Below are 26,649 nucleotides of genomic sequence, written 5' to 3' on the forward strand. Positions count from 1 at the left end.
CCGCGAGTGAAGTTTATCCTTCATTTGCGGGTTTTTTGTGCGCTTATTATTATATTAAGTGTTAACAACACAAGCCTATAAACCGATTGAGAATATAGGCAAGGTAGTTCAACTAATAATAAAACTAAAAATTTAAGATGCAAGTTTTTAAACAGTACACAATGTTAAGTGGTTAGTAATAAATATTAACTTTATCACGAATAATATACACATTAAAAATTGAAAAATAAGAGCCGCTTTTTTAGCATGGATCTTAGATAGGGTTATAATAGATTCAAAAGAGTGAGCGCTTTATTTTTGATTATTATGATGAGTTCAATTAAGCAGGCGTACGCTTGACATAGAGAAATGATGAAGTAGTTCTTTCTGAACAGTAGTTTTAGAAGAAGCTCTTTTAACCATAGCTTACCCAAGAGATTAAACCGAAAAAATGAGGGATGAGGAGAGGACAAAAATATGATTGAAGATATAACCAGAAATAAGTGTGAGTTGGTCGAAGATTTTTATTTAGTTTTTCAGCCAATATTTAAAATATGTCCAGCAGGATCCCCTAAAATCGTCGACTATGAAATTCTATTAAGAGCTGCTGATCATCGTTTCCCCAAAGATAGGTTTCAAAATATAATAAAAAATGAAAAGCAAAACGGTATTTTTTTAACGTGGTTTGCTGAAGAGGTGGTCGAACTGGCACTTCGATTTCCACAAAAAAGATTTGATATAAATATAGAACCGCAACAGTTATTCTATCAGAGCACATGGGACTTTTTTTCAAAATTAAGCCTGTACAGCGATCAATTTATAATTGAAATTACAGAGAGAGCACCTTTGTATTTTGAATACTCTTCTAAAAATGCTATAATTTTGGAGAGCTCTTTGAGTAAAATAAAGAGTCTAGGCTATAAAGTCGCACTTGATGATGTCGGCAGCGGTCAGAATAGCTTGGGAGAGGTCGTTAAAAATTACCAAAACATAGATCGACTTAAATTCTCGATGGTTTGCTTTAATAATATGGATGATCAATTAGAACTTAATTTTTTGAAGTCTTGGATCAAACTGTCGAAGGAATACGAGCTGGAAATTGTCGTTGAAGGTATCGAAACTAAGGAAATGTCAGGTAAACTATTGGAAGACAGCTGTTATTGCCTGCAGCAAGGCTTCTACTGGCAAGTTCCTGAGGGAGTAGATAGTCTGGGTTAGAGAAGTTGTGGTGTAGTGGATAAGTTTATATTTTTAGTTTTATTAATGCCAATAATGATAGTTAGTCTTCTGTTTGCCAAATACGTTTTTTATGCTAAGATTTTTCAAAAGCTAAAGCGACCTATTTTCTTTATAATGGTCGTTTTGTTGTTTATTACGCATCAGTATTTTATTGTTTCCTTTGCAATGAATAATGTCGGTTTTGTTTGTTACCAGTACGTTCTAGCAATCGCAGCCTATTTTATCAATAAAAAATATGGAATAGTGATGCTGTTTCTATCTGCTTTTACAGTTAATATCTACCTATCCATTAATGACAGCACGAATTTTGGACGGCTGTTACTAGCATTGACTATTTCTGCAGGAGTATTGCTGTTCGTTAGTATTATTGAAAAAATATCTAAAAAACATACATTGGTTGGTTATGCTTTCATTAACGTTTTTGTTAACACATCTATACCTTGGATTTTTGCAACAATGTATCCAGAGAGAGCTTATTCTTTCAGCGATATGTTTTTTGTAGCACTTGGAAGTTGTTTGATTAACATTTTTATAGGTTTGTACATGCGCAGCATGAGGCGGAGAAGAGAAAACTGGCTCAAATTGAAAGAAGAGAATCACACGATAAGTTAACAGGTTTATATAATTACAATGCTTACAGCAGGTTTATTGAAAAATTAAAATTTGAACCGCAAGGGGACTGGCTCACTGTAATGATTGATCTTGATCATTTTAAGCTAGTAAATGATACTTATGGTCATTTGGACGGTAACGAAGCTTTAAAGTTTTTTGCGCGCAGCTTGTATAATTTTGTTAAAAAAAATTTTGCAGCTGAAACATGGTTATTCCGTTTTGGGGGAGAAGAATTTTGTCTACTTATCAAAAATTATTCTGCTGAGCGCTGTTTTGAAAAAATGGATGAGTTTCAGGAAGCTTTGCATCAAAGGCCTTTTCTCACCAAAAGCGGTCAAACATTGATCCTCTCGTTTTCTGCTGGCTTAGCTTCAACTAAGGATAGTGAGCAAGATATTCTTTTGATGATTAGAAACGCTGATGCAGCACTTTATATAGCCAAAAAAAGTGGCAAGGGAAGAATAGTATGTCCTGATTGTCACTTTTGAAACTCTTAATTCTGACTATATTAAGAGTCAGCTGGGTACTTTGTGTGGCAACAATCTTGTCAGGTTGTGGGCATTAACTGCCTGATTTTGACTATGGGCAATCGCATGGTTAAACAGGAAAGGTCGATTATTGAAACACGTTAATTTGTATATTCCAACTTAAAACAGAGAGGGCTAGGTCAAAATCTATTTTTGACCTAGCCCTCCTGTTGTATTAGGGTGACCTACTTTAATGGTCAGATTTTGAATATTAGTGGGAGGGTTTCGCTGCCAGATATTAGGAATGATAAGATTATCCGCTAATTATTAGTTAATTGCTACAATACTACAATTGGCTTTTGATTAATTGTCAACATTTATCTAGTTGTGTTATTTAGTCCCGAAATATGAAAAGTGAGATAATTTTGCCAAGTTTCACGTGAAACTTCATAAAGACTGATTCATTCCGTTATCTTACATACGAGGGTTGATTGTTAAGCATTTTTTATATTAAAATTAAAGTGTCTTTTTAACGCATAGGTCTATAATGTCCTACATAGAATCGGTAATTCCTTGATAAGGGCTGCTTTACAACAACGGCAGAAATTATTAGAAACAATATAGAAGTTCAGATAGTAAAATTAAAAAACGAGGTGGTGCTTTGAAAATCAAATTCACGAAAAGATTAGGATTAGTTATTACTGCAGTCGCGATTGTTTTGTGTATGATAGGATATATAGGATTCAAATATATTAGTGTTCAAACTGGAAACCGTTCTAAGAGTACGCCGACACTTTATCTGCATGGATGGGGAGCCTCTGGACGCTCAACGAATAGTATGATTGCCTATGCCGAAAAACATAACCACGCAAAGAAGGTTTTGACGGCGATTGTTTCGAGAAGAGGTAATGTCAGGCTTTTCGGCAGATGGATGCAGCATGACAAGCACCCAGTAGTTCAGGTAGTTTTTAGAGACAATAAAGAAAATAACTACCAACTGACTAGTAAATGGCTTAAAAATGTGCTCTTGCTTTTGAAGGAACGCTATCGCATAAGAAATTTTAACGCCGTAGCGCATTCAATGGGAAATTTGACACTCATGTATTACGAACTGAACTATGGTGAAACAAAAAGTTTACCCAAGTTGCGAAAAGAAGTGAATATTGCGGGACACTTTGACGGAATAATTGGTATGGATGATACACCCAATAAAAATAGTCTTCTGAAGAATGGGCGACCCGAACGATTGAATGAATACTATCGGTATCAACTGGGACAACGAAGACATTTTCCAAAAGGTCAAGTAGAGGTGCTTAATATTTTTGGAAATTTAGAGGATGGCAGCAATTCTGATGGTGATGTTTCACGTGTATCAGCAAGATCGTTAAAATACTTACTGCGCGGCCGTTATAGGAGTTATCAGGAAATTGAGATCAAGGGACCTAACGCACAACACAGCAAACTGCATGAAAATAATCAGGTCAATAAAATTGTTGGAGACTTTCTTTGGAATTGACCGAATTGAACATTTAACTAAATAATTTAGAATGCATAAGAGGATGTTCAAATAGTCGTTAGATTTTGAGCATTAACTGCAGAATACAACTATAGTCGAATTTCGACTATGAATAATTTTACGGTTAGGCGGAAAGAACTGACTATCGAAACACATTAGTATGTGTATTTTAATCTGAAACAGGCGGGGCTGGGTTAAAAGCTAAATTTTGACCAGCTCCTTTATTTATTTCGTATAAATGTGTTCTATAAGCCTAAATCCTTCGTCTACCTTGAATTACTGAGTTATTTATAATAAATCACTTGCTGTGTTCGCAATCTCACGATAGTACTCAGATTTTATTGACTTTGTCACACTCCTTTTCTCACATTTAGCCAAGGATAATTGCACCTTACCAGTTGACTCTGATATGGTTTGAACCACGAAAAAACATGGTTCCAGTCCGGTCTATGGATAAGGCTAAAAGGAAACTACGATTAATCCCAATGCCACTCTACTAAGGCCTCTTCGGACTTGCACGGCTAGTGGGTGTAAAACAGTATCTGTCGATGATGGCGCAGTAATCTATAAAGTCATACGGTAATTTCAACAAATTTAAGAAAACGCTTGCGTTGAATTGAAAAAGAATTTATACTCTTTTTATTGAAACTTGGAACGTTCCAACTATTGAAAAGGAGAATTTTAGATGACGAAAAGCAAATGGTGGCAAAAAGCAGTGGTGTATCAAGTTTATCCTAAAAGTTTTCAGGACAGTGATAATGATGGTATCGGTGATTTAAAAGGCATAACAAAAAGATTGGGTTATATAAGAAAATTAGGTGTAGATGTGATCTGGCTTAATCCAATTTATAAAACTTCAAATATCGATGGCGGATATGACATTTCGGATTACCAAGCAATCAACAGTTTTGGGAAGCATGGCGGATTTTGAGGAACTTTTGAAGAAGGCACATGAGCTTGGTTTAAAAGTTATGATGGATCTTGTAGTCAACCACAGCTCTTTTGAACACGAATGGTTTCAGAAAAGTTTAGCGAAGAAAAAGGATAATCCATACCGTGATTATTATATTTGGCGTGACTCAGTCAATGGGCATGAACCGAATAATTGGGGATCATCTTTTTCGGGACCAGCTTGGACGTACGATGAAGATTCAGGTCAATACTACCTTCACTTATTTGCTAAGGAGCAGCCTGATTTGAATTGGAATAATCCAAATACACGTCATTCTATTTTTGAAATGATGAATTGGTGGGCAAATAAAGGAATTGATGGTTTTCGCATGGATGTCATTTCATTTATTTCTAAGCCAGAGGGACTTCCAGATGCCCCCAAAAGAGGAAATGCTCCCTATGGTAATGCTGGTGCACTTGTTGCCAATGGTGCACACGTTCATGAATATCTGCGTGAGATGAACCAACAGGTTTTGAGTAAATATGATTGGATTACTGTAGGTGAGACAGCAGGTGTAACTGTTGAGGAAGCGTTGAAATATGCTGGCCTGGACGGCTCTGAATTGAACATGGTGTTTCAATTCGAACATATGGGGCTGGATAAAAATCAAAATCCGGCAATTGGCAAGTGGGATGATCGCCGGGTCTCTCTAAGTGAATTGCGCGATAACTTAGTTAAGTGGCAAAAAGGTTTGGCTAAAAAAGCTTGGAATAGTTTATATTGGAATAATCATGATCAACCACGGATTGTCTCTCGTTTCGGCAATGCTGACCCTGAATATCGTGTACTTTCAGCCAAGATGCTGGCAGCACTGTTGCATTTTATGCAAGGAACTCCTTATATTTATCAGGGTGAAGAACTGGGGATGACCAATACGAATTTCGAAAGTTTAAAAGATTATCAAGATATTGAGTCGCTTAACGCATATCATGAACTGGTAGAACAAACTAAGCTTGTAGATAGTCAAACAATGCTCAGATATCTGCAAGCGCGTTCGCGCGATAACGCTCGGACTCCGATGCAGTGGGACACGAGTATAAATGCAGGCTTCAGTGAGCATACTCCGTGGTTAAAAGTTAACCAAAATTATAAGAAAATCAATGCGGAAGCTGCTTTACAAGATTCAAACTCAGTTTTCTACTTCTATCAACATTTAATTGAATTAAGACATAAGCTGCCCATTATCATAGAAGGTGATTTTGAGTTGATGTCAGGAAATGAAAAAGATGAGGCGGTATTTGCTTACACACGTAAATTAAAAGAACGGACAATATTGGTCATAGCTAACTTCACGGCGCAGAATGTTGAACGTGTTTATGACATACCGAGTTCCAATGAATTATTGGTTAAGAACTATGAGGATGACTGCGGTAAAAAATTGCGGCCTTACGAAGTAAAAGTATATATGTATTAGTAATCTGGGCAGATTGGTGGACAGAAGAAGTTACTGTCCAAAAAGATATGTCTTTTTGGATGTTTTTTGAGGAGGGTTAAAAATGGTAAGAAATGCAAGGACCGAAAGAAAGAAAGCTGCAGCGTACGACTTGGGTTGTGTTTTCAGATCGAGGCTATCAAATGGCAAATATGAATGATGTTTCACGTTTGGCCGGTGTTTCACGGGGGACAGTTTCAAACTATATAAATGGTCTTAAAGTACGCCCAGCGGCCCAAGAAAGAATTGAAAACGCAATTAAGAAATTGAATTATGTGCCGAATGCTGCAGCGCGGACTTTAAAGACAAATCGATCAAGCTATGTTGTGCTTATTATTCCAAGAGTAGACACACCGTTCTTCTCTGAATTGAGTTATTGCATGCAGCAAGTTTTAAAGGAAAATGGCTATAAAATGATTCTTTGTAACTCCAATAGCCGTCCGCAAGAGGAATTTGAGTATATCCAAATGGCAAAAACACAAAAAGTGGCAGGAATCATAACGATGTCGTATGCAGATATTCGAGAATTGGTTCCGCCCGATATTCCCTTAGTAGCACTTGAAAACAAAGTGGCTGATTTTTTTCCATTAATTACATCAGATAATTATCATGGTGGCAGTTTGGCAGCGTCAAAGTTATACAGTTTAGGTGCAAGAAAATTGCTATTTATTTCGAAAGCACCCGTGAAGGATGTTTCCCAGATTAGGGAACAGGGTTTCAGGGATTACTGTGAGGATAATAAAATCGAGCATGATCGTTTTGTTGCGCAAAACAAGGCTAATTTTGTAGATGATTTTCGTTACTTTATTGAAAGTGAAGTGACAGATAAAAAATTCAAATATGATGGTGTTTTTTCAGATTCTGATGAATATGTCAGTGACTTTTGGTATTTGCTGCAGCAAAGGAAGATTGCAGTACCTGAAGAGGTTCAGCTCATTGGTTTTGATGGAGCTAGAGTCTATCCACGGCAGCAGGTTGTGGTCTCATCAATTAAACAGCCTGTCACCGAAATCACAAGACAGGCATTCAAAAGCTTGCAGCAACAGTTGATTGGCAAAAATAATACACAAAATGAGATGTATGAACCTTTAGTATTGCCAGTTTCCTTTATACAGGGGCAAACGACTAAGCAGGCTGAATCCTGATATTTATTTTAGAATACAGATTCGATAAATATAATTGAAGTAAAAATATAACTTAATAACAAGGGAGCTGGGTTAAAAGACAAATTTTAACTTAACTCTTTTTTTATTCCGCATAAACGTGTTTCATAAGTCAAAATCCTCCGTTTTACTCAACTCGCTATATTCATAATTTCGCGTTAGTACTTAATTTTTAAAAAGATCCAGCCTGACAACTTTAATGAAGGTGGGTTGTCGCTGGCCGTTAGGTTTTGAGCACTAACTACACTTTACGAACATGGTCTGATTTTGACTATGCATAATCTTGTGGTTAAGTACTAAAAGGGTAATTGAAACATATAGTATAGGCAGAATTTGACCTTTTTTAAATTTAAAATTTATATATAATTGACATATGAGTCAAGGAGGTCTTTATCTGTATGAAGAAAGTAGAAAAATGTATCAAGAATGGACGCATATTGAATGTTTTTAGTCGTCAATTTGAAAGTAAAACGCTATGGATCGATCATGGAATGATCGTTGCTTCTGGCAATGCTGCATTGGAAGCTGTTGAAATCATTGATGTGCACAATGCCTATATTGTCCCAGGGATGATTGATGCACATGTTCATATCGAAAGTTCAATGGTTGCCCCTAGTGAGTTAGGTAAAGTCCTTCTAAAAAAAGGTATTACAGCAATCGTGACTGATCCGCATGAGATTGCAAATGTTTGCGGTGTTGCTGGAATAAAATATATGCTTGATGACGCGGCACAAACACCGTTAGACATCTTTTTTATGTTACCATCCTCGGTTCCGTGCACACCTTTTGAACATAATGGTGCAACTCTAGAGGCACAGGATTTATACCCTCTTTATCAGTATAAGGAGGTCAATGGATTAGCTGAGGTAATGGACTATCCAGCAGTTGCCAGACGCGACCCCAAGATGATGCGCAAGATTCATGATGCACAACATTTAGGATATCATGTTGATGGGCATGGTTCCGGCTTGAATTCCGCTCAACTAGATGTCTATCGTCAAGTTGGTATTGATACAGATCATGAATGTACGAGTGCTGAGGATGCCCAGCGAAGACTTACGGCAGGGTTTTATGTTTTTCTCAGAGAGGGATCTGTTGAACGCGATCTGCAGCATACGATCGAAATTGTAAACGAGGGAAATGCGCAAAGATTTGCTCTATGTACAGATGACAAATTGATAAACGATATTGTAGCGGAAGGCTCCGTTGATTATTGTGTAAGGCTAGCAATCGCAAAGGGAATCAGGGCCGAAACTGCATATACAATGGCAAGCTACAATGCAGCTTGTGCGCACAAATTGGATACCTTAGGCGCCTTAAGCACCGGATATCAAGCGGATCTTCTTGTTGTTGAGGATTTACAAAAGGCAATCGTGAAGAAGACAATGAAGAAGGGGAGGTGGGTAGCGGAGAGTTCAAGTGCCCCCTTGCCATTTAAACGAAATACGGTACGGCATCATTTAAAATTATCAGATTTAAAACTGCCTCTTTCAAATCCTTACTGCAACGTTATTGGAATAAAGCCTAATCATATTGTAACCGAGCACTTAAAACAAAAGGTTTCTTGTACCAATGGATTTTTTGTAGATGATCCACAGCAAGACATTGCCAAGATGGTCGTGGTTGAACGCCATCATGATTTGGGGACATTTGGGATAGGACTGGTTCGTGGATTCTCACTTCAAAGTGGAGCCATTGCAACTACTGTTGCACATGATTCTCATAACATTGTTGCTGTCGGAACTGATGATGCTTCTATCTATGCTGCTATAGAGGAAATTACCGTTTGTGGTGGCGGGATTGCTGTTGCATCTCAAGGTAGTATTAGTGCCTGTATGCCTTTGAAGCTTGCAGGATTGATGTCCGATAAACCATATACGGAAGCCGCACGTGATCTTGAAAATATCATGAATGCTTACAGAAAGATCAGCAATCCGCAAGCAGTCAGCTTCAATCCTTTTATTACATTGTCTTTTTTAACGCTACCGGTTATTCCTTCCCTAAAGTTGACGGATCAGGGATTATATGACTTTGATCAAGGCAAGTTTATTGATGTTGAAATTGCAGAACATCAGTATTAATGTGACCTAACAGTACACATATTTTAAATATTTTTAAAAGTGTTTTTTATGAGGATTTGAATAAAAGATACCAAAGGTAAAGTGTGAGTAAGTCAGTAAAGGCTGATGTATTTCCCTTCAGAGTTTCAATTGTATTGAGTATAATCAAACAAAAATTGTTAATTTATTTTCACTTTATCAATTGTTGTATGTTATTTTTTGTTCAAGTGATATAATTCAGTAAACGGTGTCAATGAGGAGGAAAAAGCTATGCATTTTGTCGCAATCGTTGGTACGAACGCTAAGTTATCGTACAATCGGATTCTATTACGTTTCATTAAAGATCACTTTTCAGATAAAGCTACTGTTGATATTTGTGAAATAAAAGATATACCGATGTTCAATGAAAACGTTCCAAAAAATGATCCAGAAGCTGTCCAAAAAATAGCAGCTAAGATTGAATCGAGTGATGGAGTGATAATTGGATGCCCTGAGCATAATCATTCGGTCCCGTCACCATTGAAAAGCGTTATTGAATGGTTATCATATCGCGTTCATCCACTCAATGATAAGCCAGTTATGATTGTCGGAGCTTCATACCACCCACAGGGATCTTCGCGGGCTCAGCTCCACCTGCGTCAAATCTTGGATACACCGGGTGTAAATGCCAAAGTACTTCCAGGAAATGAGTTTCTGCTTGGAAATGTTAAGGAAGCTTTTGATGATAATGGCGTTATTAAGGATCAGCAAACAATCAAGTTTTTGGAAGATTGTTTCAACGAGTTTTTGAACTTTGTCGAGATACATCAAAATGCATCAGCTACTAAAAAAGGAACGCAACATGAAAATGGCGGGGTACGCTGGGATAAAGCATATGATGTACTTGTGTTAGGTTTTGGGGCAGCTGGTGCTACTGCAGCTCGTTTTGCGGCTGATAAAGGAGCAAAAGTACTTTTGGTAGATGCGGCCCCAGAAGGACATGAAGGCGGCAATACGCGTTATGCTGGGCAAGTTGTCTTAACGGGTTATGATTACGATAAAATGCTGGCTTACTTTAAACAGTTGTTTGGACCAATTGAAATTGATGAAAAAGTACTTTCAACCTATGTTGATGGAATAGTCCATATGAGGGAATACTTCCAGAATTATTTGGGTGTCGAACATCCAGTTAGCTATAACAAAACACATCGAGATCCAGATTATCAGGCTTTTGCCAATGGATTGTCACCAGAGTATCCAGAGTTTGAAGGAGCGGACACAGTCGATTTGACGACTGTTCATGATGGTTACTTTGATGCTGCATTGTGGAAGAACCTACGGAAGCAAGTCACTGATCGCAGCAATCAAGTGGATGTCTGGTTTGCCTCACCAGCTAAACACCTGGTGCAAGATCCGATTACAAAAGCTGTTTTAGGTGCACAGATTCAGCGTGGTGATAGTTTGGTCAACATTCGTGCTCGCAATGGAGTAGTTTTAGCAACAGGAGGATTTGAAAATAATCAGCAATATATTCAAAACTTCATTGGTGTGCCTAAGCTTAAAGTAATTGGTACCCTGTATAACAAAGGTGATGGGATCCAGATGGCTCAGGAAGCGGGAGCTGCTCTATGGCATATGAAAAGTTACGAAGGTTACGGGTTCAATACAAGTTTTACCTTTGAAAATTCTGAAGAAGAGCGTGGCAAGTTTATACTAGATCCTTGGCCTGAATTATCGCAGGGCAGTATTTTTGTAGCAGCGGACGATGGAAGCCGTTATTTGCGTGAGGATGAACAGGGGCGGCATGGACATGCGTATGAGCATGGCAGCTGGCACAATCCGACAGTATATGAGCATCCACACCTTGTTTTTGATGAAGCACAGTGTAACAAGATCAAATCTCGCAAACTTCCTTATCCGAAGTTCTTCGAGATAACAGTGAAGGCAGAGAACTTGGATGAATTGGCTACTAAGATACACGCTGACCCGCTTGTTTTAGAAAAAACGCTCAAAGACTTTAATGAAGCTGCACGAACTGGTACTGATGCTGCATTTGGACGTTCAGCTGAATCAATGAAGCCATTGACAACAACAGGACCGTTTTATGCAACCCCGCTTGCAACGGCTATGTTGAATACACAAGGCGGGGCACAACGGAATGAAAGAGCAGAAGTTGTGAGTGCGACGGGGACATCAATCCCTCACCTTTACAGTGCGGGTGAATTTGGCGGAATAAATGCTAATCAATATAATGGCGGTGGTAATCTTGCAGAATGCTTAATTTTCGGGAAAATTGCAGGTGAGAATGCAGCTTTACCCAAAGCTGACATAGCTAAAGCCACATTTGAAGATGATGAAAAAACTGCGACTGCTGACTTTGCGATAGCCAGTGATCTGCAGCCTTCTAGTACCGAGATTAAACTTGAGAAAAACCAGTATCTTGGTCGCAGCAATGCGGGAATCGGCGGCGAACTTTTAGTGCGAGTGACCATTGATGAACAGCAAAAGTTGCGAGATGTGGAGATATTAAAGCAGAGCGAAAGCGGAGATGTCAGTGCAGAAGCACTTAAAAGAATCCCTCAGGAAATGGTGACTCGCAACACTTATGAAGTTGATGCAGTCTCGGGTGCTTCCGCAACTAGCAGGGCTTTGAAAGCAGCTGTTAAAGATGCTCTGAGTCAGATTAAAACAGAAAATCAAAAGTAGGATTATGTTAGAAAGGAGTAGACCAAGATGAAATTAGTCGCGATCGTTGGAACAAATGCAGATTTTTCCTATAACCGAATTTTGCTGCATTATATGCGGCAGCATTTTTCAAAAACCGCAGCAATTGAAGTATGTGAAATCAATGAACTACCGCCTTTTTGTGAGGATCTGCCTGTCAAGGAAGAACCTCGAATTATACAGCTGGCTCACAAAATTTCAAGGGCAGATGGTGTGATTTTTGCTTGCCCTGAGTATGATCACTCTATTCCAGCACCCTTAAAAAGTGCAATTGAGTGGCTTTCCTATGAAATTGATCCCCTGAAGCAAAAACCTGTCTTGATAGTGGGAGCCTCTTATGGCCCCCAAGGTTCATCAAGAGCACAGCAGCATCTAAGACAGATTTTAGCTTCACCGGATGTCAATGCCAATGTGTTGCCAGGTAATGAATTTTTGCTAGGCAGTGTTGCCCAAGCTTTCGATAAAGAGGGACAGTTGGGAGACCAACAGGCCATTCAGCTGCTGGACAGTTGTTTTAATGAGTTTTTGAACTATATTAGAGTTCTTAGAGAAGATACCAAGGGTGGTGCGATTTTTGATGCTGAGCAGCGACCTTTTTTTAGTGATGCAACGGTTCAATTCCCAACAGGCAGACTGAAATTGCTTGAGATTCAACAGTTATTCAGTACATTGCCATTTGAGTTGGATTTTATTGATGCAGATGATAATTTTGCGTGGTTTTCCGATAAGCTTCAACGGGAACATGCTCGTTCTGTTGATGATTTAGGAGAACCAGTCAAAGATTGTCATCCACCGCAGGCTGTTCCAGCTGTTTTGAAGATTTTAGCTGATTTTAGATCTGGGACAAAAGATCAGGTTGAACGTTGTTTTGTTGCACAAGGGCATTTGGTTTACACTCAGTATTTGGCCGTGCGCGATAAAAATAATAAATATCTAGGGACCATGGAGCTTACTGGCAATGTGACTCACCTCAAAAACTTACTAGAGACAGGAGCGTTTGAGGGAAAGAGCGATGCTGTTGCGAGTGCTTCACAAAATATTGAAGAGAATAAAGAAGTTGAAACAACAGATGCAGTAACAGGTGCTTCGCAGCATGATGATAGCTGGAATGATGGAAGCAATCATGGATAAGAACCGTTTCACAGCAGGGATAATAGCTGATTTAGCACGACAGAGTGTGGAAAAAACTTTTTATGCCCTTGGTACAACTGTCACGCTGACAGCTTTTGGAACTATTTCTGATCGAATTTTGGATGAGGCTTACCGCTTGATAATGTGCTATGAGGATAAACTGACGGTCAACCGTGATAATTCTGAGATTATGGCAATCAATCATGCAGCAGGAAAAGGACCAGTTCAGGTTTCAACGGGAGTTTACCAGCTTGTGAAAAGGGCGGTAGCAGCTAGTAGGGAAAATAGTGGCTTTAATGTTGCGATTGGGCCACTAGTTAAACTGTGGCAGATCGGTTTTGAAGGAGCAAACATCCCTAGTGAGCAACAAATTCAAAAAAAAATGGTCCTAATTGATCCCACGCGAATAATATTAGATGACAGAAATATGACTGTTTTTTTACCAGATGCTGGAATGGAGCTCGATTTGGGTGGAATCGCCAAGGGCTATATTGCTGATCGTGTTCGCAGTCTATGGGATGCGCATGGAATTACAGCAGGCATCATTAATTTAGGCGGGAACCTTTTGACGGTTGGTACTTGCCCACTGCATGAAGATGCTAAATGGCGTATCGGGGTTCAAAATCCGTGGCAAAAAAGAGGAAAACCGTTGGCAATCGAGAAAATTGGTCCATGTTCAGCAGTTACTTCGGGAATTTATGAGCGTTATTTTGAAACGGCTGGAAAAAATTATCATCACATTTTAGATTCGCGAACAGGGAATCCATTGGAGACTGATTTGGTTGGTGTGACAGTTTTTACACGGGATTCGCTTGTAGGTGAAATTGAATCGACACGTCTTTTCTTTGCGGGAAGTATGCCTGAAGATTGGCAAAAGGAACGACCTGATTTGTACGGGGCAGTTTTTGTTTATCGAGATCACAGAGTACAATGTTGCGGTTTTGGCGACGTAAATGGTTTAGGCGGATAAAATAGCGTAATGTGGGACAAAGGATTGATCCTTCGAATACGTTTATAAGCGATAATAGCAGGGAGTGTGACATAAGTCGGGAAAATTTGAGTAATAACTCGAAATTACGAACATAGCGAGTACTTTGCTATGAGTAATTCGAAGTTAGACTGAGAATTTTGGCTTATGGAACACGTTTATACGGAATGAGAATAAGGGCTGTGCCAAATTTAACTTTTGGCACAGCCCCTCTTCTTTTGAGCTTTAAGTGGATAAAAATAAGAATGATTCTGTTACAGCAGAAAAAATGTTTTTTCCGGATATAGCAGGTATGATGGAAGTATAAAGAAAGGATAGCAACTCAGCTCTGCAAAAAGATGGGGATGGTGAAGAAACATGAAAAAAATCTACATCATTTTAGGCGTAATAGGTGCAGTTCTTGTCGCAGCAGCAGTTACTTTCGTTGTTTGGAATAGAACTAGTGTCAATAATACTAGTAACAAAAAAGAGACGGTTCCTACAAGCGTGCCAGGGCCATATAGAAGGGCTAGATTAGTTGGTAAACCGCGAATGAGAGCTAATAACTTAGAAGCACCGTGGTCGTTAGTATTTTTTAATGATAGCGTTTTAGTGAGCTTGCGAGATAGTGGAGAAGTGCGGGAGATTTTAGATAATGGGAAAAGCCGCATTGTCGGCGAGATTTCTGCGGCTGAACATAATGGAGAAGGTGGCCTATTAGGCATGACAGTCAAGGACGACAGTTTGTATGTCTATTATTCAACGGCTACGGACAACCAAATCGCGCGCTATTCTATAATTGGCAGCAAAGGGGCACTTCAACTGGGTGAAGCGAAAGTGATACTTGATAACATTCCACACGCAGCCAATCATAATGGCGGTCGAATAGCGTTCGGACCTGATGGAATGCTATATGCAACTACCGGAGATGCAGGCGTTCCAAGCAGTGCTCAGTCAAGAAACTCTTTGGGCGGAAAAATTTTACGTATGACTGCCAATGGTGATGTCCCAGAAGATAATCCATTTCAGAATTCACTTGTTTACAGTTACGGTCATCGCAATCCGCAGGGAATTGCATGGTCAGAAGATGGAACGATGTATGCAACTGAATTTGGACAAAATAAATGGGATGAATTGAATAAAATCGAACCAGGACGCAACTATGGCTGGCCGACACATGAAGGAAAGGCAAATGCACAGGGCTTTGTTGATCCAGTGCAGCAGTGGGCTCCCGCAGAAGCAAGTCCCAGCGGCATGACTTTTTATAATGGAATACTGTTTATTGCAAATTTACGTGGCACAGTTCTGCGTGCGGTTGCAACCTCCGCTTTGCAGGGCTCATTTGAGTATTTTTCAGGTCACTATGGGCGTATTCGAGATGTTGCAGTTTCACCCAAAAATGAATTATGGTTCATCACTAATAACACAGATGGTCGCGGAAACCCTGGAGCCAGAGATGATCGAGTGATGTCTGTTTCGATTAAAAAGTAATTTGCCGATAAAAAATTTTTAGAAGGCACATTGGACTCAGAAGCAGAAGTCTTTATGACATAAAAAAGAGCTTGCCACACAAAGGTGGAAGGCTCTTTTTTCGTGAATAGCACAGTTGGACTAATAGTCATTCATCAAATAAAATGAATTCTTTATATTTTCTGCTTAAGATAGATAAGATCAGATTTAAACAAGTCATTGAGTAGATCGGATCTTGCCCATTAACATTAGGCAATAGACCTGCTTCATAATATAAAGAATAATCAGCGTGTTCGGTTAGATAGTTGGTTCCGAACGAGCTGACCGAACATAAGGGCACATGGTTTATGTTCAAGGTTTTTATAGCATCCTGTATTCCAGGGGTATTTCCGCTCAAGGAAGTGACTATTACTAGGTCTTGTGGTACAAGCTTATTTGAAATGATTTTGAAATTAGACTCGCCCTCAATCAAAAAATTGGGTCGCCCAGAAATGAATAGGTCGTTTGCAAACTCCTTGGTCGCATTGTTTTGCGAAAAACCGGTCGCATATAAAACTAATGTGTCCGCTTCTTTCATTTTGTCTAGCAATAGCTGGAAGTTAGCCTGCCTGACGTATTGAAAGGTTCTCTGAATATCATTTTGCAGCTCAGCCACTAGGTCGGCAGGTTCGAAGTTATTAGAGGCGAGGGACTGCTTCAAAATGAATTTGAGTTCTGAATAACCACGGAAACCCAGTTTCTTCGACAAACGTAGGACCGAACTTTTGGACGAAAGGGTCTTTTCGCCTAAGGCAGTGATTGAGTAATTAGCAACTTCAGCAGCATGGTTTTGGATAAACTTAACCATTTCCTTCTCGTTATCTGATAGCGAATCATAATGCAATCGTAAGCGTTGGTCAAAGTTCATCAAACATACCCCCTAAACTACCAATAGTGTAACATGAATAGTCAAGCAGCAAGATAATCACAGCTTTTGGTGATAAATTAATGCTTCATAAGGACGCAAAACAACTTTTGTGATCAATTCTTTAGGCGAATCTGAATAGTTGCTCAACAACAATTGACTATTTTCCCCCAGCACTGCAGTGGGGACCTTAAAGTTAACGTTAAAGCTAGAGAAAGAACAGATAACGATGATCCTTTCACTTTTACTGGTACGCGTGTAGCTGTATACTGCTGAGTCGTTGGGGTCTAATAACGCGTAGCTGCCGTTAATTATCACAGGATACTTCTTACGAAGTGCTATAAGTTTTTTGTAGTGATAGTAAACGGAGTTCTCATCTGCAAGAGTTTGGTTAACATTTATTTTTTGATTGTCTGGAGAAAAGTCCAGCCAAGGTTTGCCAGTCGTAAAACCGGCTGCATTCGTTGCATCCCAAGGGATTGGCGTTCGGGCATTATCACGTGATTTTAAGAAAACAACACGTTTGATGTAGTCTTCACTCATCTTAGCAGCACGTAGTGTTTTGATCATGTTCACCGTCTCGATATCCTGATATTGATTAAGGGATTTAAATGGGACATTACGCATCCCTAGTTCTTCACCTTGAAAGATATAAGGTGTCCCTTTCATCATATGCAACAATGTTCCCAGCATTTTAGCAGATTCGACTCGATATTCCTGATCATTTCCAAATCGTGTAACAGCTCGTGGCTGATCATGATTGCTCCAGTATAGTGAGTTCCAGCCTTTTTCTAACTTAGACTGCCACTCACTTAAAACTTGTCTAAGATCACTCATTTTGAAGCGGACGTTAGAAAATTTGCCGAAGCGCCCGTAGTCAAGGTGCATATGATCGAAATGAAAAACCATATTTAGTTCCTGACGTTCGGGATCAGTATAAAGAAGTGCTTGCTTGCTGTTAGTATTTGCAGTTTCGCCAACAGTCAAACTTGGGTAGTGGCTAAGCACCTGCTGATTCATCTCGTGCAAGAATTCATGTACGCGCGGACCATTTGAAGCCCCAGCATAATAATTTTTAGTGTAGGGAAGGTCAGCAGGGGCATCTGGATATTGCTGCTTTTTACTGATCAAACTGATGACATCCATCCGAAAACCGTCAATTCCGAGCTCAAACCAGTAGCGCATCATCTTATAAATCGCAGCACGAACTTCGGGGTTTTCCCAATTTAAATCAGGTTGCTGTTTTGCGAAGAGATGCAAGTAATACTGCTTTCTTGCTGGTACGTATTCCCAAGCGGAGCCACCGAAAGTTGAACCCCAGTTATTAGGGGGATCCCCGTTGGGTTGGGGATCCTTCCAAATATAGAAATCAGCATACTTGCCAGAGCGGTTTTGTTTCGAATTTTGGAACCAGCTGTGTTGGTCGCTTGTATGATTAACAACGAGATCCATAATTATTTTTATTCCCAATTGATGTGCTTTTTCTAGAAGTTCTTTGAAGTCATCTAAAGTTCCATAAATTGAATTTATCTGATAATAATCAGCGATATCATACCCATTATCGACAAGCGGGGATGAATAGATAGGATTTAACCAGATTACATCGATTCCAAGATCAGCCAGATACGGCAGCTTAGAAATTATACCTTTTAAGTCACCAATTCCATCTCCGTTGCTATCTTTAAAACTTTGAGGATAGATTTGATAGACAACACTTTTTTTCCACCAGTCTTTGTTCATTACTCATCATCCTCATCTTGTGCTTGAGCTGTCAAATAATCATTAACATAAATCAATTGTGTTTTAGCATCTGTAAGGGCGTTCCTTATTGCTTCAGGTGCTAAATAATCTTCTTTGGGCAATGACAGTAAAATTGTAAGTATCACGGGCAGATTAACACCTGTAATTAAATGAGTGTGTGGATGAGCGAGATATTTTACAAACGCTTGATTTACAGAACCGCCCAGAAGATCTGTAAAGATGATCACCTCATCTTGTACGGCGACATCTTCCCAAAGCCCATTGACCTGCTCTTCGATAGATTTGTTATCCATATAAGCATCCACTGTGATGATTTCAGCTACATGGGGAGCAATGTAGTTAAATGTGTCCTTCAATCCAGAAGCCATCCGGTGGTGAGTAGCAAAAATTATTTTACGCATATTTTATCTCCTTAAACTAAACGGTTAAAATTCCAAAGTACGATAGCACCAAAGCTAAAATAATAATCAAAAAGATAATTTTGATAACGCTCAGTTTTTTAGATGCGATCAGACGATAAACAATAAAGGTCAAAAGTGCGGGCAGGAGAGCCGGCATTATCTGATCTAGGATCTCCTTTTGAATCGGTAACTTAACCTTTCCTGTTTGGAATACCAGACCGACTTTCATCTTGACTACCGAAGGGATCAACGCTCCAACAACGGTCAAGCCCATAATCGAGGCCGCTTCGGTAAAGACCGACAGTTTATCGCCTAATGCTGTTACCAGCTTCAGACCAGAATTATAGCCGATTGAGAATAATTTGAAACGAAAGAATAGAAAGAAGATATTTAGACACAACCAGATAATTGCGCCTGTTGGGTTTCCTTGCAGGCCCATATAAGCAGAAATCGAACCCATAATAGTTGGATATAAGACCCAGATTAATGTATCACCGATTCCAGCTAAGGGTCCCATCATCCCAGTCTTGAAGTTTTGGACAGTATCAAGTGATTTAACACCATCTTTTTCCTCCATTGCCAAGCTGGCGCCTAATAGCAGGTTGGCCATCCAAGTAGTAGTATTGAAATATTTGAAATGATTGTTCAAGGAAGCCTTGTAGTCTTCATCCTTAGGATAGATTTTACGTAAAGACTTTTCCAGACCATAGACAACAGCAGGTCCTTGCTGGTTTTCGTAGTTGAAAATATTGCAGGCCATGAACATATAACGAAAAGCGGCTTTGTTGATGTCTTTTTTATTCAGAATCTTACTCATCGAAGTCATCTCCTTCATCTTCAGTGGTGTTGCCACTGACTGTAGCTGTGGTTGGGGCATTCATTTTAGTATTGAAGAAATAGTAAGCAATTGCGAATCCAATAATTGAAATGCCTAAAATTGGAATATTCAAATAACCAGCTAGAACAAATCCGATTAACAGCATCGAAAGATACTTTTTGGCAGGCATGACCTGCAGTAAAAGTGCAATACCAACTACCGGCAGCATACTCCCAGCAATAGAGAGACCGTTGGTGAACCATTTTGGTAAGAATGTCAGGATAGTTTTAACGATTTGTTCACCGAAGATAACACATAAAGCAGTTGGAAGGGCAGTTGAAAGTCCAAATATCAGAGGCCCGATCCAAAAAATCCGATTCATTTTTTTGAAGTTTCCTAAATTAGCAGCTTTTTGTGCAGCATGTGTAACGTAAGTATTGAGCAATTTAGCGATTACATCTAGCTGAATGCCTAGCATACCAACCGGGACCCCGACTGCTAAAGCGACAGCCTTGGCATCCTCAATGTTATGTGTTGTTTTTATTGCAACGTAGATCCCGACCAGAGCGGCTAGTCCCCAATTAGGCACTGAAGAACCACCGATGTTTGCAACACCAAGAGCCATTAATTGGAATGTTCCGCCAATAACCATCGCTGTTTGCATATCGCCCATGATGACTCCCAAGAAAAGAGCAATCATGATGGGAAACCAGGTAGTGATGACAAGCCCCTGCTGGTCTAAGACCATCCAGAAGGATAATAGAATAACCAATGCACCTTGTATAATAGCCATGTTCTCATCTCCTATTTGATATAAGTCTCTAACGGTTCCTCAGAATCACTTGGAACGAAGTGAAAAGTCACGGGAACACCAAGTGCTTGGATTTTCTTAAGATCAGCAACTTCTTTGTCATCGACCGAAACCATTTTTTTGACAGTCTTTTTGCCTGCACCATCAAACATAATGCCAATGTTGACTTTAGGAACTTTCACGCCTCCTTCAATTAAGCGTACGATTGTTTCAGGTTCTTTCACGATTAGAAAAACATTGTGGTTGTCGTATTTTCCGTTGTTGAAGTTCGTGATGGCCTTTTGAGTATCAATAATTGACATGCCTGTACCGGCAGGTTTGCTCATACGCATAGCCGCTTTTTGATTTTCATCTTTGCTGACCAAGTCGTCGACCACCATTAAGCGCTTGGCCTTTGTATGTCCGGCCCACTGTGTAACAACAATTCCATGGATTAAACGTTGATCAATACGTGCTAATACTAAACTCATAATAATCTCTCCTTGTTAGTTGATATCAAAAGTATACGGTCACAATAAAACGTTTACAATAGTTAGCAAGGCTTTAGGGAAGTACTGCGCCGTTCTTGGGAAAAGCGTCATAAACATGGGAAAGTTCCCTGATCTTAAATGGATTAGCAAGACAATACTTGACGAAAAACGGTGGAGTTTGAGTACTAACTTGAAATTATTAAGATAGACAAAAGTTTTTGACTTCTAGCGCGCATTTGTACAGGACAAATAAGGAGATTAGATCAAAAACTTACTTTTGACCTATCTCCTTAATTTTAAATCTGTTTAATTGAAAATAGCTTAGAAACTATTTATGCAGTTCATGCTTACGCAGTATAGGCATAACAAAACCAAGACCGAATAAAACAAATACGGTGATAATATTAAGCAGTAGCTGGTGATCAAACGAACGAGTGCCGAATTCAGCCTCCTGTGGGATAAACCCAAGCGTTGCACAAACGAAAGTAAAGACTAGGCACCATCCACCTACAAGTAAGGCACCAATTCGATTTTTGATGAAGATATAATCGGATTGGAATTTGTTTTGCTGCCAGCGAACAGCAACAAAAGCAAAAAAGACCCAGCAGGTTTTGTAAGGTGAAACGATGCCGTTGATATTTAACAGCCAGTTGTAGATAGTATTGATGTTTGGCAGGGTTCCAGTCAGCAAAAGTAAAAACAAGCTTAGACCGGTCGTCATCATATATGAATGAATAGGTCGACCGTTTTTATTCTTTTTGGTCATCCAGCGCGGCATGAATTTGTCGGCAACATCTCCTGCAAAGACCCGGCTGGAGGCATCAAGCAGGACAGCCAACTGTGCCATCATGAAAATCGCTTGTACAACTGCAAAGAGGTACATTAGAATCTTGCCAAGTCCCAATTCTTGTCCCAGCATGTGAAATGCATAGTAAGGCCCGTTCATTTTGAAGTCATGCGGAATATTATTAGCATCAAAGAAGACAGCTAATGATAGAGTACCTAAAACAGTTAAGATTGCGGTCATAATGGCAAGCAACCACATTGCTTTAGGAAATTCATGCTTAGGATCACGCATTTGAACGAGATACGGAGCTGCTAATTCAGCTCCAGACATAGCAAAAATCAATAAACCAGTCGTTGAAAAGTATTTAAGGCTGAAGTTGGGCATGAAAGCATGAAAATTGAATGGCTGAGTTGCCATATGTGTTCCATGCAGTACTGAGTAGCCGGCAAGCAAGATGAAAAGTGCAGACATGATAAACATCGCACCACCACCAATAAGAGAAAGAATCTCAAGCGAGTTTTTGAAAACATTTTCAAGTAGAATGAAAGCTAAAATAATGCAAAAAGTTAGCAAACCAAATTGAAATGTTGACATTCTTGAGCCAAGCGAGTTGTCTCCAAGAATCATCCAACTGAAAGAGACAATAACAGAATTTGAAACATCAACGATATAGGGGACACTTTGAATCCAATACATCCAAGATGTCCAATAGCCTAGCGTATCGTTGCTACTACGTCTGACCCATGAAGCTAAACCGCCGCTTTGGGTTTCAAAAGTCAGCCCCATTTGGCTGACAATCATTTCATAAGGAATAACATAGGCAAAAAGCAAGAAAATCCAGGAAATAACAACTGATAATCCTTGGTTTTGAAAAGGATAGAAAATATTTTCAAAACTGATAATTGTGACAAAGTCCAGTAAAGCAATAACTGGCCACCGCATATAATGTTTTCTAGGTTCTAATTCGTTCATTTTTTCTCCCTCATTAATTAAAGATAGTATTTAAAATATAGTAAACACTAAATTAGGGGGCTTATGAATGAATCCTAAGTTTAACCGTTTCACTTGTCGCGTACCTCAGCATATAATAAAATACGTGGAAGAATTGATTTGAGTCATAAGGTTTTAAACTGAATAGTAACTTAAAAAAAGAACTTCAATTTTTTTCATCCACCAGCTAATTGTAAGACAAAATACGTGCATTTCCTAGAGTTAATTTGAAAATTGAAAAGGGTTAGGATATATTAAAATGAAAATATTGAAAATAGCACTTCCGCAGGCTTTATTTACATATCTTCCGCAAGATTGGACATCTGTGGTTTTAAATAGTACCTTGCAAGGGGCAGAGTTAGCGGCAATTGTAATTAGAGAAAAAGAGCGTACAGATAGAGAATTAGCTGCTAAGCTGCTTGTTGATTCAGGGCTTGATATTCCGGTGGTCACAGTTGCTGAAGGAGATGAGGCAACTGTTGTCAGAAAAAAGATCAAGGAAAAAGCACAAGCATATATAACTAAAAATGTTCCGCCTTTTTTAACGGATCTGATTGCATTTGCTAATGACCGCCCTGTGAGCTTTACGACTCCTGGACATCATAATGGACAATATTATGAAAAGCATCCAGCTGGGGTGGTTTTCAACCGTTTTTTCGGAGAAAACATGCTGTATGCGGATACAAGTGATACTGTAGCTGAACTTGGAGATACAATGACGCATGCGGGAACGCCTTTGGCAGCTGAAAAGCGGGCTGCTGCAGTCTATAATGCAGATAAAGCTTATTTTTGCACGAATGGAACAACTAGTGCTAATACTATTTGTGCTAGTGCAGTGCTGACACCTGATGATCTTGTCTTATTTGATCGCAATAACCATAAGTCACTTTATAATAGTGCTCTCGTTATGAACGGAGCAAAACCGGTTTATATTCCGACAGATCGCAATGCATTAGGCTGATCGGCGAAATGGATCCTGAAGCTTTTGAAGAGAAAAAATTACGCAAGGAGGTTGCTAAAGTTTCACCGGAAAAGGCACATGCAGCTCGGCCATTTCGATTGGCAATCGTTCAACTAGAAACCTATGATGGAGTTTTTTACAACGCAAAATGGATATTGGATAAGATAGGCAGACTTTGCGATTATGTTTTATTTGATTGTGCTTGGGGAGGATATGAGCAGTTTATTCCCTTGATGCGTGAACTTTCACCATTATCATATACTTACCAAAAGGATGATCCCGGAATTCTTGTTACTCAATCAGTTCATAAGCAGCAGGCGGGTCTAGGACAGACATCGCAGATATTGAAGAAAGATAAGCATATAAGCGGGCAGAAACGGTATGTCGACCATAAACATTTTAACAATGCATATCTGAAGTACGTTACTTCCAGCTATTCTTACCCGTTGTACGCGTCTTTGACAGTAAATGCTTACTTGGCTTCTGGCGATGGGAAGATGCGGTGGTGGCAGAAATTACTTGAACGCAGTATTGACTGGCGAAAGAAGCTTTTACAAAACTCTAAGCTTTTTAGACCATTGGTTCCACCGAAATTCGGCGAGACCTTATGGCAAGATATCGCAACCAACGATTTGGCTACTGAGCTTAAATACTGGAGATTGACTCCAGAAGACAAGTGGCATGGATTTAACAAGGTTGCTGCACATCAGGTCATGCTTGATCCTTTTAAATTAACGATTGTTACTCCAGGCGTTGACCTGAAAAATGGAAAGTATACTTCGAATGGAATACCCGGACCGATAGTAGCAGAATTTCTAACAGAAAGGCGGATCATTCGGGGCAAAGCTGATCTGAACTCCTTGTTGTTTTTGCTGACCCCTGGAGACACTGATGCCGATTTGCAGGCTTTATTGGACGCTTTACTGGATTTTGAAAGCTATTATGATGCGGATGCGCCTTTGAGTCAGGTGCTGCCACGCTTGTACCAGCAATACAAAAAACGTTATTATGGTTATACTATCAAGCAGCTTTGTCAGGAGATGCACCTGTACTACAAAAAGCGACAGACTTTTGGATTACAGCAGAAATTGTTTGAGAAGAAAGGTTTACAGTCCTATGAATGTACACCACAGGAAGCTGACCTGGCTTTTCGCCGCAATCAAGGCGAGCTCTGCAGTTTAGATGACATTGTCGGAAAAGTTGCATTAGAAGGTGCTTTGCCGTATCCACCGGGAATTTTCATTGTTGCTCCTGGTGAACGATGGCGTGGGATTGATCGTGCTTATTTCAAAGTATTGATTGGCGCGATTGAACGTTTCGCAGGTTTTGTTCCAGAGATCCAGGGAGTGTACTATCAAGAAAATACCGCACATAAGCTTAAAGTTGCAGGAGAGGTTTTGGCTTCTCAAAATAAATAAACAGCGATATCAAAGAAGGGGACTGGGTCGAAGTGAAGTGCTCTATAATAGTTAGACAAAAATCTAATTATTATAGAGCACTTCACTTTGATCCAGTCCCTCAGTTATTCCAAATAAACTTGTTTCGCAAATTAAAATTTTACGTCACTTTCGTATACCCATATGCAAAATCTGTTATCTCATAACTTAAAATACGTTGCGTTTTGCAGGCTTAGATTTTAGCTCGTTAAAATCATACGCAACTAATTCTTTTAGGCCGTTCTGACTTGCATCAAAATAAGCGGTTAGACTTTGCGCTATCATCAAGTTCAACTCTTTTTTAGGGTCGAATTGGATAATTGCAATAGGAGTGTTGGACTGAAAGGCAGCGCCAATTTCAAACATTGTGCCAGAGTCAGGTTCATTGTCGCTTTCTTCAGCTTTGTAGTCCAAAATTGCTACCAGGATGTCCGCACGGTTTACTTGGCGCATATCCGACGCGAATACATATTGCTGCCATGCACGGCTACCAAATTCTTCTTCTTCAAATTGGTGCTCTTGGGGCAAAAAGATGTTTTTCGAGTCAATTGTACTGTTCGAAAGCAGTGCGTCCTTAACTTCCTGAATGCGGGCTTTTTGCTGGTCGCTAAAAAAGGGTGCTGCAAGATAGACTTTGTTCAATTGTTTAACCTCGCTTTTTATAGTATATACAGATACAATATACAGTAGTTAACTACATAGTATACACTATATTGTGTAAAAGCAATGCTTTATTTTTAAGACGATACCGAGTATGATGGTTGTTGGTCACTAAAATGACACGACTAATAAATTGATTGGAAGAGAAAGGGTGTATCGATCATTTTGATTACATTATCAGGAATTATCGGTTCTGGCAAATCGAGTTTAACTGCAATCTTGGCAAATGAGTTAGGAACCAAAGCATTTTTTGAACCAGTTGAAGATAACCCTGTCCTACCGCTTTTTTACAAAGGCAACGAAATTGCGGCAAATAAAAGAGCGGCAGGAGATAAGGAAGCGACAAATCCTTATGCCTACTTGCTGCAAACATATTTCTTAAATCGTCGTTTTAAGATGATAAAGGAAGCAATGCAAGATGATAATAATATTCTAGACCGCTCAATCTATGAAGATGAACTATTCATGAAGATGAACACCGACATGGGGAATGCGACTCAAGTAGAGTATCAGATATACAAAAGTTTATTAAAGAATATGATGGAGGAGCTTCCCTACGCTGCTAAGAAAAAGTCGCCGGATTTAATGATCACGATTAAAGTTTCATATGAAACAATGATTAAAAGGATTACCAAACGTGGTCGTAAATTTGAACTTATTCAAAATGATCCATCATTGGCAGAATACTACAAACAGCTCTTAGGCTACTATGATGATTGGATGAATCAGTATAATGTCTCCCCACTGTTGGTTATTGACGGTGACAAATATGATTTTGTCGGTAATGATAATGATCGAGTTGCGGTTTTAGAGACAATTGAAGAAAGATTGTTGGAATTGAACAAGCTGACACCTGAGATGGTTGCTAAAATGAACAAGAGACATACAGGCTCGTTGTAATTAAGCTATGAGCACGAGCCCTTTTCCCGACTATTTATTTACAAGGTTGTTTCAAACGAC

The 26,649-nt window shown here is 39.4% G+C and carries 19 protein-coding genes and 2 pseudogenes; 13 read left to right on the forward strand and 8 right to left on the reverse strand.

The genetic code is table 11. The features are described from left to right. The first annotated feature begins 456 nt into the window (after positions 1 to 456). The 11 genes and pseudogenes from JCM15457_RS09450 to JCM15457_RS09500 all read left to right on the forward strand — a co-directional run bounded on the left by JCM15457_RS09450 (position 457) and on the right by JCM15457_RS09500 (position 15,712). Positions 457 to 1,197, forward strand: a complete 741-nt coding sequence (locus tag JCM15457_RS09450; protein ID WP_051993438.1) for an EAL domain-containing protein — start codon at positions 457 to 459, stop codon at positions 1,195 to 1,197. A 15-nt stretch (positions 1,198 to 1,212) separates the two neighbouring features. Beyond that, complete coding sequence (locus JCM15457_RS09455) at positions 1,213 to 1,830, forward strand: hypothetical protein (protein ID WP_034989604.1); 618 nt, start codon at positions 1,213 to 1,215, stop codon at positions 1,828 to 1,830. Continuing rightward, positions 1,800 to 2,318 (forward strand): GGDEF domain-containing protein, encoded by a 519-nt coding sequence (locus JCM15457_RS09460; protein WP_235725672.1) that lies wholly within the window; start codon positions 1,800 to 1,802, stop codon positions 2,316 to 2,318. The genes JCM15457_RS09455 and JCM15457_RS09460 overlap by 31 nt, the downstream gene beginning before the upstream one ends. Positions 2,319 to 2,958: 640 nt before the next feature. After that, entirely contained in the window at positions 2,959 to 3,813 is an 855-nt protein-coding gene (locus JCM15457_RS09465) for an alpha/beta hydrolase (RefSeq protein ID WP_051993440.1), read from the forward strand. A 685-nt stretch (positions 3,814 to 4,498) separates the two neighbouring features. Next, a pseudogene (locus tag JCM15457_RS09470) lies at positions 4,499 to 6,179 on the forward strand (glycoside hydrolase family 13 protein). Between the two features lie 170 nt (positions 6,180 to 6,349). Next, positions 6,350 to 7,342, forward strand: a complete 993-nt coding sequence (locus tag JCM15457_RS09475; RefSeq protein ID WP_034989681.1) for a LacI family DNA-binding transcriptional regulator — start codon at positions 6,350 to 6,352, stop codon at positions 7,340 to 7,342. Positions 7,343 to 7,758: 416 nt separating this feature from the next. After that, positions 7,759 to 9,441, forward strand: coding sequence for an adenine deaminase (gene ade / locus JCM15457_RS09480; protein ID WP_034989607.1), 1,683 nt, complete (start codon positions 7,759 to 7,761; stop codon positions 9,439 to 9,441). A gap of 249 nt (positions 9,442 to 9,690) precedes the next feature. Further along, positions 9,691 to 12,105 (forward strand): NAD(P)H-dependent oxidoreductase, encoded by a 2,415-nt coding sequence (locus JCM15457_RS09485; RefSeq protein ID WP_034989609.1) that lies wholly within the window; start codon positions 9,691 to 9,693, stop codon positions 12,103 to 12,105. A gap of 27 nt (positions 12,106 to 12,132) precedes the next feature. Then, positions 12,133 to 13,254, forward strand: a complete 1,122-nt coding sequence (locus tag JCM15457_RS12185) for an NAD(P)H-dependent oxidoreductase (RefSeq protein ID WP_051993443.1) — start codon at positions 12,133 to 12,135, stop codon at positions 13,252 to 13,254. Next, positions 13,247 to 14,224 (forward strand): FAD:protein FMN transferase, encoded by a 978-nt coding sequence (locus tag JCM15457_RS09495; protein ID WP_051993447.1) that lies wholly within the window; start codon positions 13,247 to 13,249, stop codon positions 14,222 to 14,224. Before JCM15457_RS12185 ends, JCM15457_RS09495 begins: the two co-directional genes overlap by 8 nt. A gap of 375 nt (positions 14,225 to 14,599) precedes the next feature. Next, entirely contained in the window at positions 14,600 to 15,712 is a 1,113-nt protein-coding gene (locus JCM15457_RS09500; protein WP_034989610.1) for a PQQ-dependent sugar dehydrogenase, read from the forward strand. A 127-nt stretch (positions 15,713 to 15,839) separates the two neighbouring features. On the opposite strand, the gene JCM15457_RS09505 is transcribed toward JCM15457_RS09500, so the two are convergent. From JCM15457_RS09505 to JCM15457_RS09535, 7 genes are all read right to left on the reverse strand, one after another. Then, positions 15,840 to 16,598: a MurR/RpiR family transcriptional regulator gene (locus JCM15457_RS09505; protein WP_034989612.1), complete on the reverse strand. Its 759-nt coding sequence runs from the start codon at positions 16,596 to 16,598 to the stop codon at positions 15,840 to 15,842. 57 nt (positions 16,599 to 16,655) lie between these two features. Next, on the reverse strand, positions 16,656 to 18,335 hold the full coding sequence (locus JCM15457_RS09510) for a glycoside hydrolase family 13 protein (protein WP_034989614.1): 1,680 nt from the start codon (positions 18,333 to 18,335) through the stop codon (positions 16,656 to 16,658). Next, the gene (locus JCM15457_RS09515) at positions 18,335 to 18,757 is read right to left on the reverse strand and encodes a PTS sugar transporter subunit IIA (protein ID WP_034989616.1); all 423 of its coding nucleotides are present in this window, start codon (positions 18,755 to 18,757) and stop codon (positions 18,335 to 18,337) included. Before JCM15457_RS09515 ends, JCM15457_RS09510 begins: the two co-directional genes overlap by 1 nt. 16 nt (positions 18,758 to 18,773) lie before the next feature. Beyond that, positions 18,774 to 19,583: a PTS system mannose/fructose/sorbose family transporter subunit IID gene (locus JCM15457_RS09520; protein WP_034989617.1), complete on the reverse strand. Its 810-nt coding sequence runs from the start codon at positions 19,581 to 19,583 to the stop codon at positions 18,774 to 18,776. Then, the gene (locus JCM15457_RS09525) at positions 19,567 to 20,367 is read right to left on the reverse strand and encodes a PTS mannose/fructose/sorbose/N-acetylgalactosamine transporter subunit IIC (RefSeq protein ID WP_034989619.1); all 801 of its coding nucleotides are present in this window, start codon (positions 20,365 to 20,367) and stop codon (positions 19,567 to 19,569) included. Before JCM15457_RS09525 ends, JCM15457_RS09520 begins: the two co-directional genes overlap by 17 nt. 11 nt (positions 20,368 to 20,378) lie before the next feature. Continuing rightward, positions 20,379 to 20,855: a PTS sugar transporter subunit IIB gene (locus tag JCM15457_RS09530; RefSeq protein WP_034989623.1), complete on the reverse strand. Its 477-nt coding sequence runs from the start codon at positions 20,853 to 20,855 to the stop codon at positions 20,379 to 20,381. 328 nt (positions 20,856 to 21,183) lie between these two features. Next, positions 21,184 to 22,614, reverse strand: a complete 1,431-nt coding sequence (locus JCM15457_RS09535) for an APC family permease (RefSeq protein WP_034989624.1) — start codon at positions 22,612 to 22,614, stop codon at positions 21,184 to 21,186. A 277-nt stretch (positions 22,615 to 22,891) separates the two neighbouring features. On the opposite strand from JCM15457_RS09535, the pseudogene JCM15457_RS09540 reads away from it, so the two are divergent. Beyond that, positions 22,892 to 25,011, forward strand: a pseudogene (locus tag JCM15457_RS09540) (putative ornithine decarboxylase). 186 nt (positions 25,012 to 25,197) lie between these two features. On the opposite strand, the gene JCM15457_RS09545 reads toward JCM15457_RS09540, so the two are convergent. Next, positions 25,198 to 25,671, reverse strand: a complete 474-nt coding sequence (locus JCM15457_RS09545) for a nucleoside 2-deoxyribosyltransferase (protein ID WP_034989625.1) — start codon at positions 25,669 to 25,671, stop codon at positions 25,198 to 25,200. Positions 25,672 to 25,854: 183 nt separating this feature from the next. Between JCM15457_RS09545 and JCM15457_RS09550 the strand changes: the two genes are divergently transcribed. Beyond that, positions 25,855 to 26,589 (forward strand): deoxynucleoside kinase, encoded by a 735-nt coding sequence (locus JCM15457_RS09550; protein ID WP_034989626.1) that lies wholly within the window; start codon positions 25,855 to 25,857, stop codon positions 26,587 to 26,589. Positions 26,590 to 26,649 lie beyond the last annotated feature (60 nt).

The sequence above is a fragment of the Liquorilactobacillus sucicola DSM 21376 = JCM 15457 genome, assembly GCF_000612445.1.
Classification (GTDB): domain Bacteria; phylum Bacillota; class Bacilli; order Lactobacillales; family Lactobacillaceae; genus Liquorilactobacillus; species Liquorilactobacillus sucicola.

Coding starts and splice junctions, on each gene's coding strand:
- JCM15457_RS09450 (WP_051993438.1), top strand. CDS start 457: ATGATTGAAGATATAACCAGAAATAAGTGTGAGTTGGTCGAAGATTTT.
- JCM15457_RS09520 (WP_034989617.1), bottom strand. CDS start 19,583: ATGACTTCGATGAGTAAGATTCTGAATAAAAAAGACATCAACAAAGCC.
- JCM15457_RS09535 (WP_034989624.1), bottom strand. CDS start 22,614: ATGAACGAATTAGAACCTAGAAAACATTATATGCGGTGGCCAGTTATT.
- JCM15457_RS09500 (WP_034989610.1), top strand. CDS start 14,600: ATGAAAAAAATCTACATCATTTTAGGCGTAATAGGTGCAGTTCTTGTC.
- JCM15457_RS09515 (WP_034989616.1), bottom strand. CDS start 18,757: ATGCGTAAAATAATTTTTGCTACTCACCACCGGATGGCTTCTGGATTG.
- JCM15457_RS12185 (WP_051993443.1), top strand. CDS start 12,133: ATGAAATTAGTCGCGATCGTTGGAACAAATGCAGATTTTTCCTATAAC.
- JCM15457_RS09525 (WP_034989619.1), bottom strand. CDS start 20,367: ATGGCTATTATACAAGGTGCATTGGTTATTCTATTATCCTTCTGGATG.
- JCM15457_RS09485 (WP_034989609.1), top strand. CDS start 9,691: ATGCATTTTGTCGCAATCGTTGGTACGAACGCTAAGTTATCGTACAAT.
- ade (WP_034989607.1), top strand. CDS start 7,759: ATGAAGAAAGTAGAAAAATGTATCAAGAATGGACGCATATTGAATGTT.
- JCM15457_RS09475 (WP_034989681.1), top strand. CDS start 6,350: ATGAATGATGTTTCACGTTTGGCCGGTGTTTCACGGGGGACAGTTTCA.
- JCM15457_RS09505 (WP_034989612.1), bottom strand. CDS start 16,598: ATGAACTTTGACCAACGCTTACGATTGCATTATGATTCGCTATCAGAT.
- JCM15457_RS09510 (WP_034989614.1), bottom strand. CDS start 18,335: ATGAACAAAGACTGGTGGAAAAAAAGTGTTGTCTATCAAATCTATCCT.
- JCM15457_RS09530 (WP_034989623.1), bottom strand. CDS start 20,855: ATGAGTTTAGTATTAGCACGTATTGATCAACGTTTAATCCATGGAATT.
- JCM15457_RS09495 (WP_051993447.1), top strand. CDS start 13,247: ATGGATAAGAACCGTTTCACAGCAGGGATAATAGCTGATTTAGCACGA.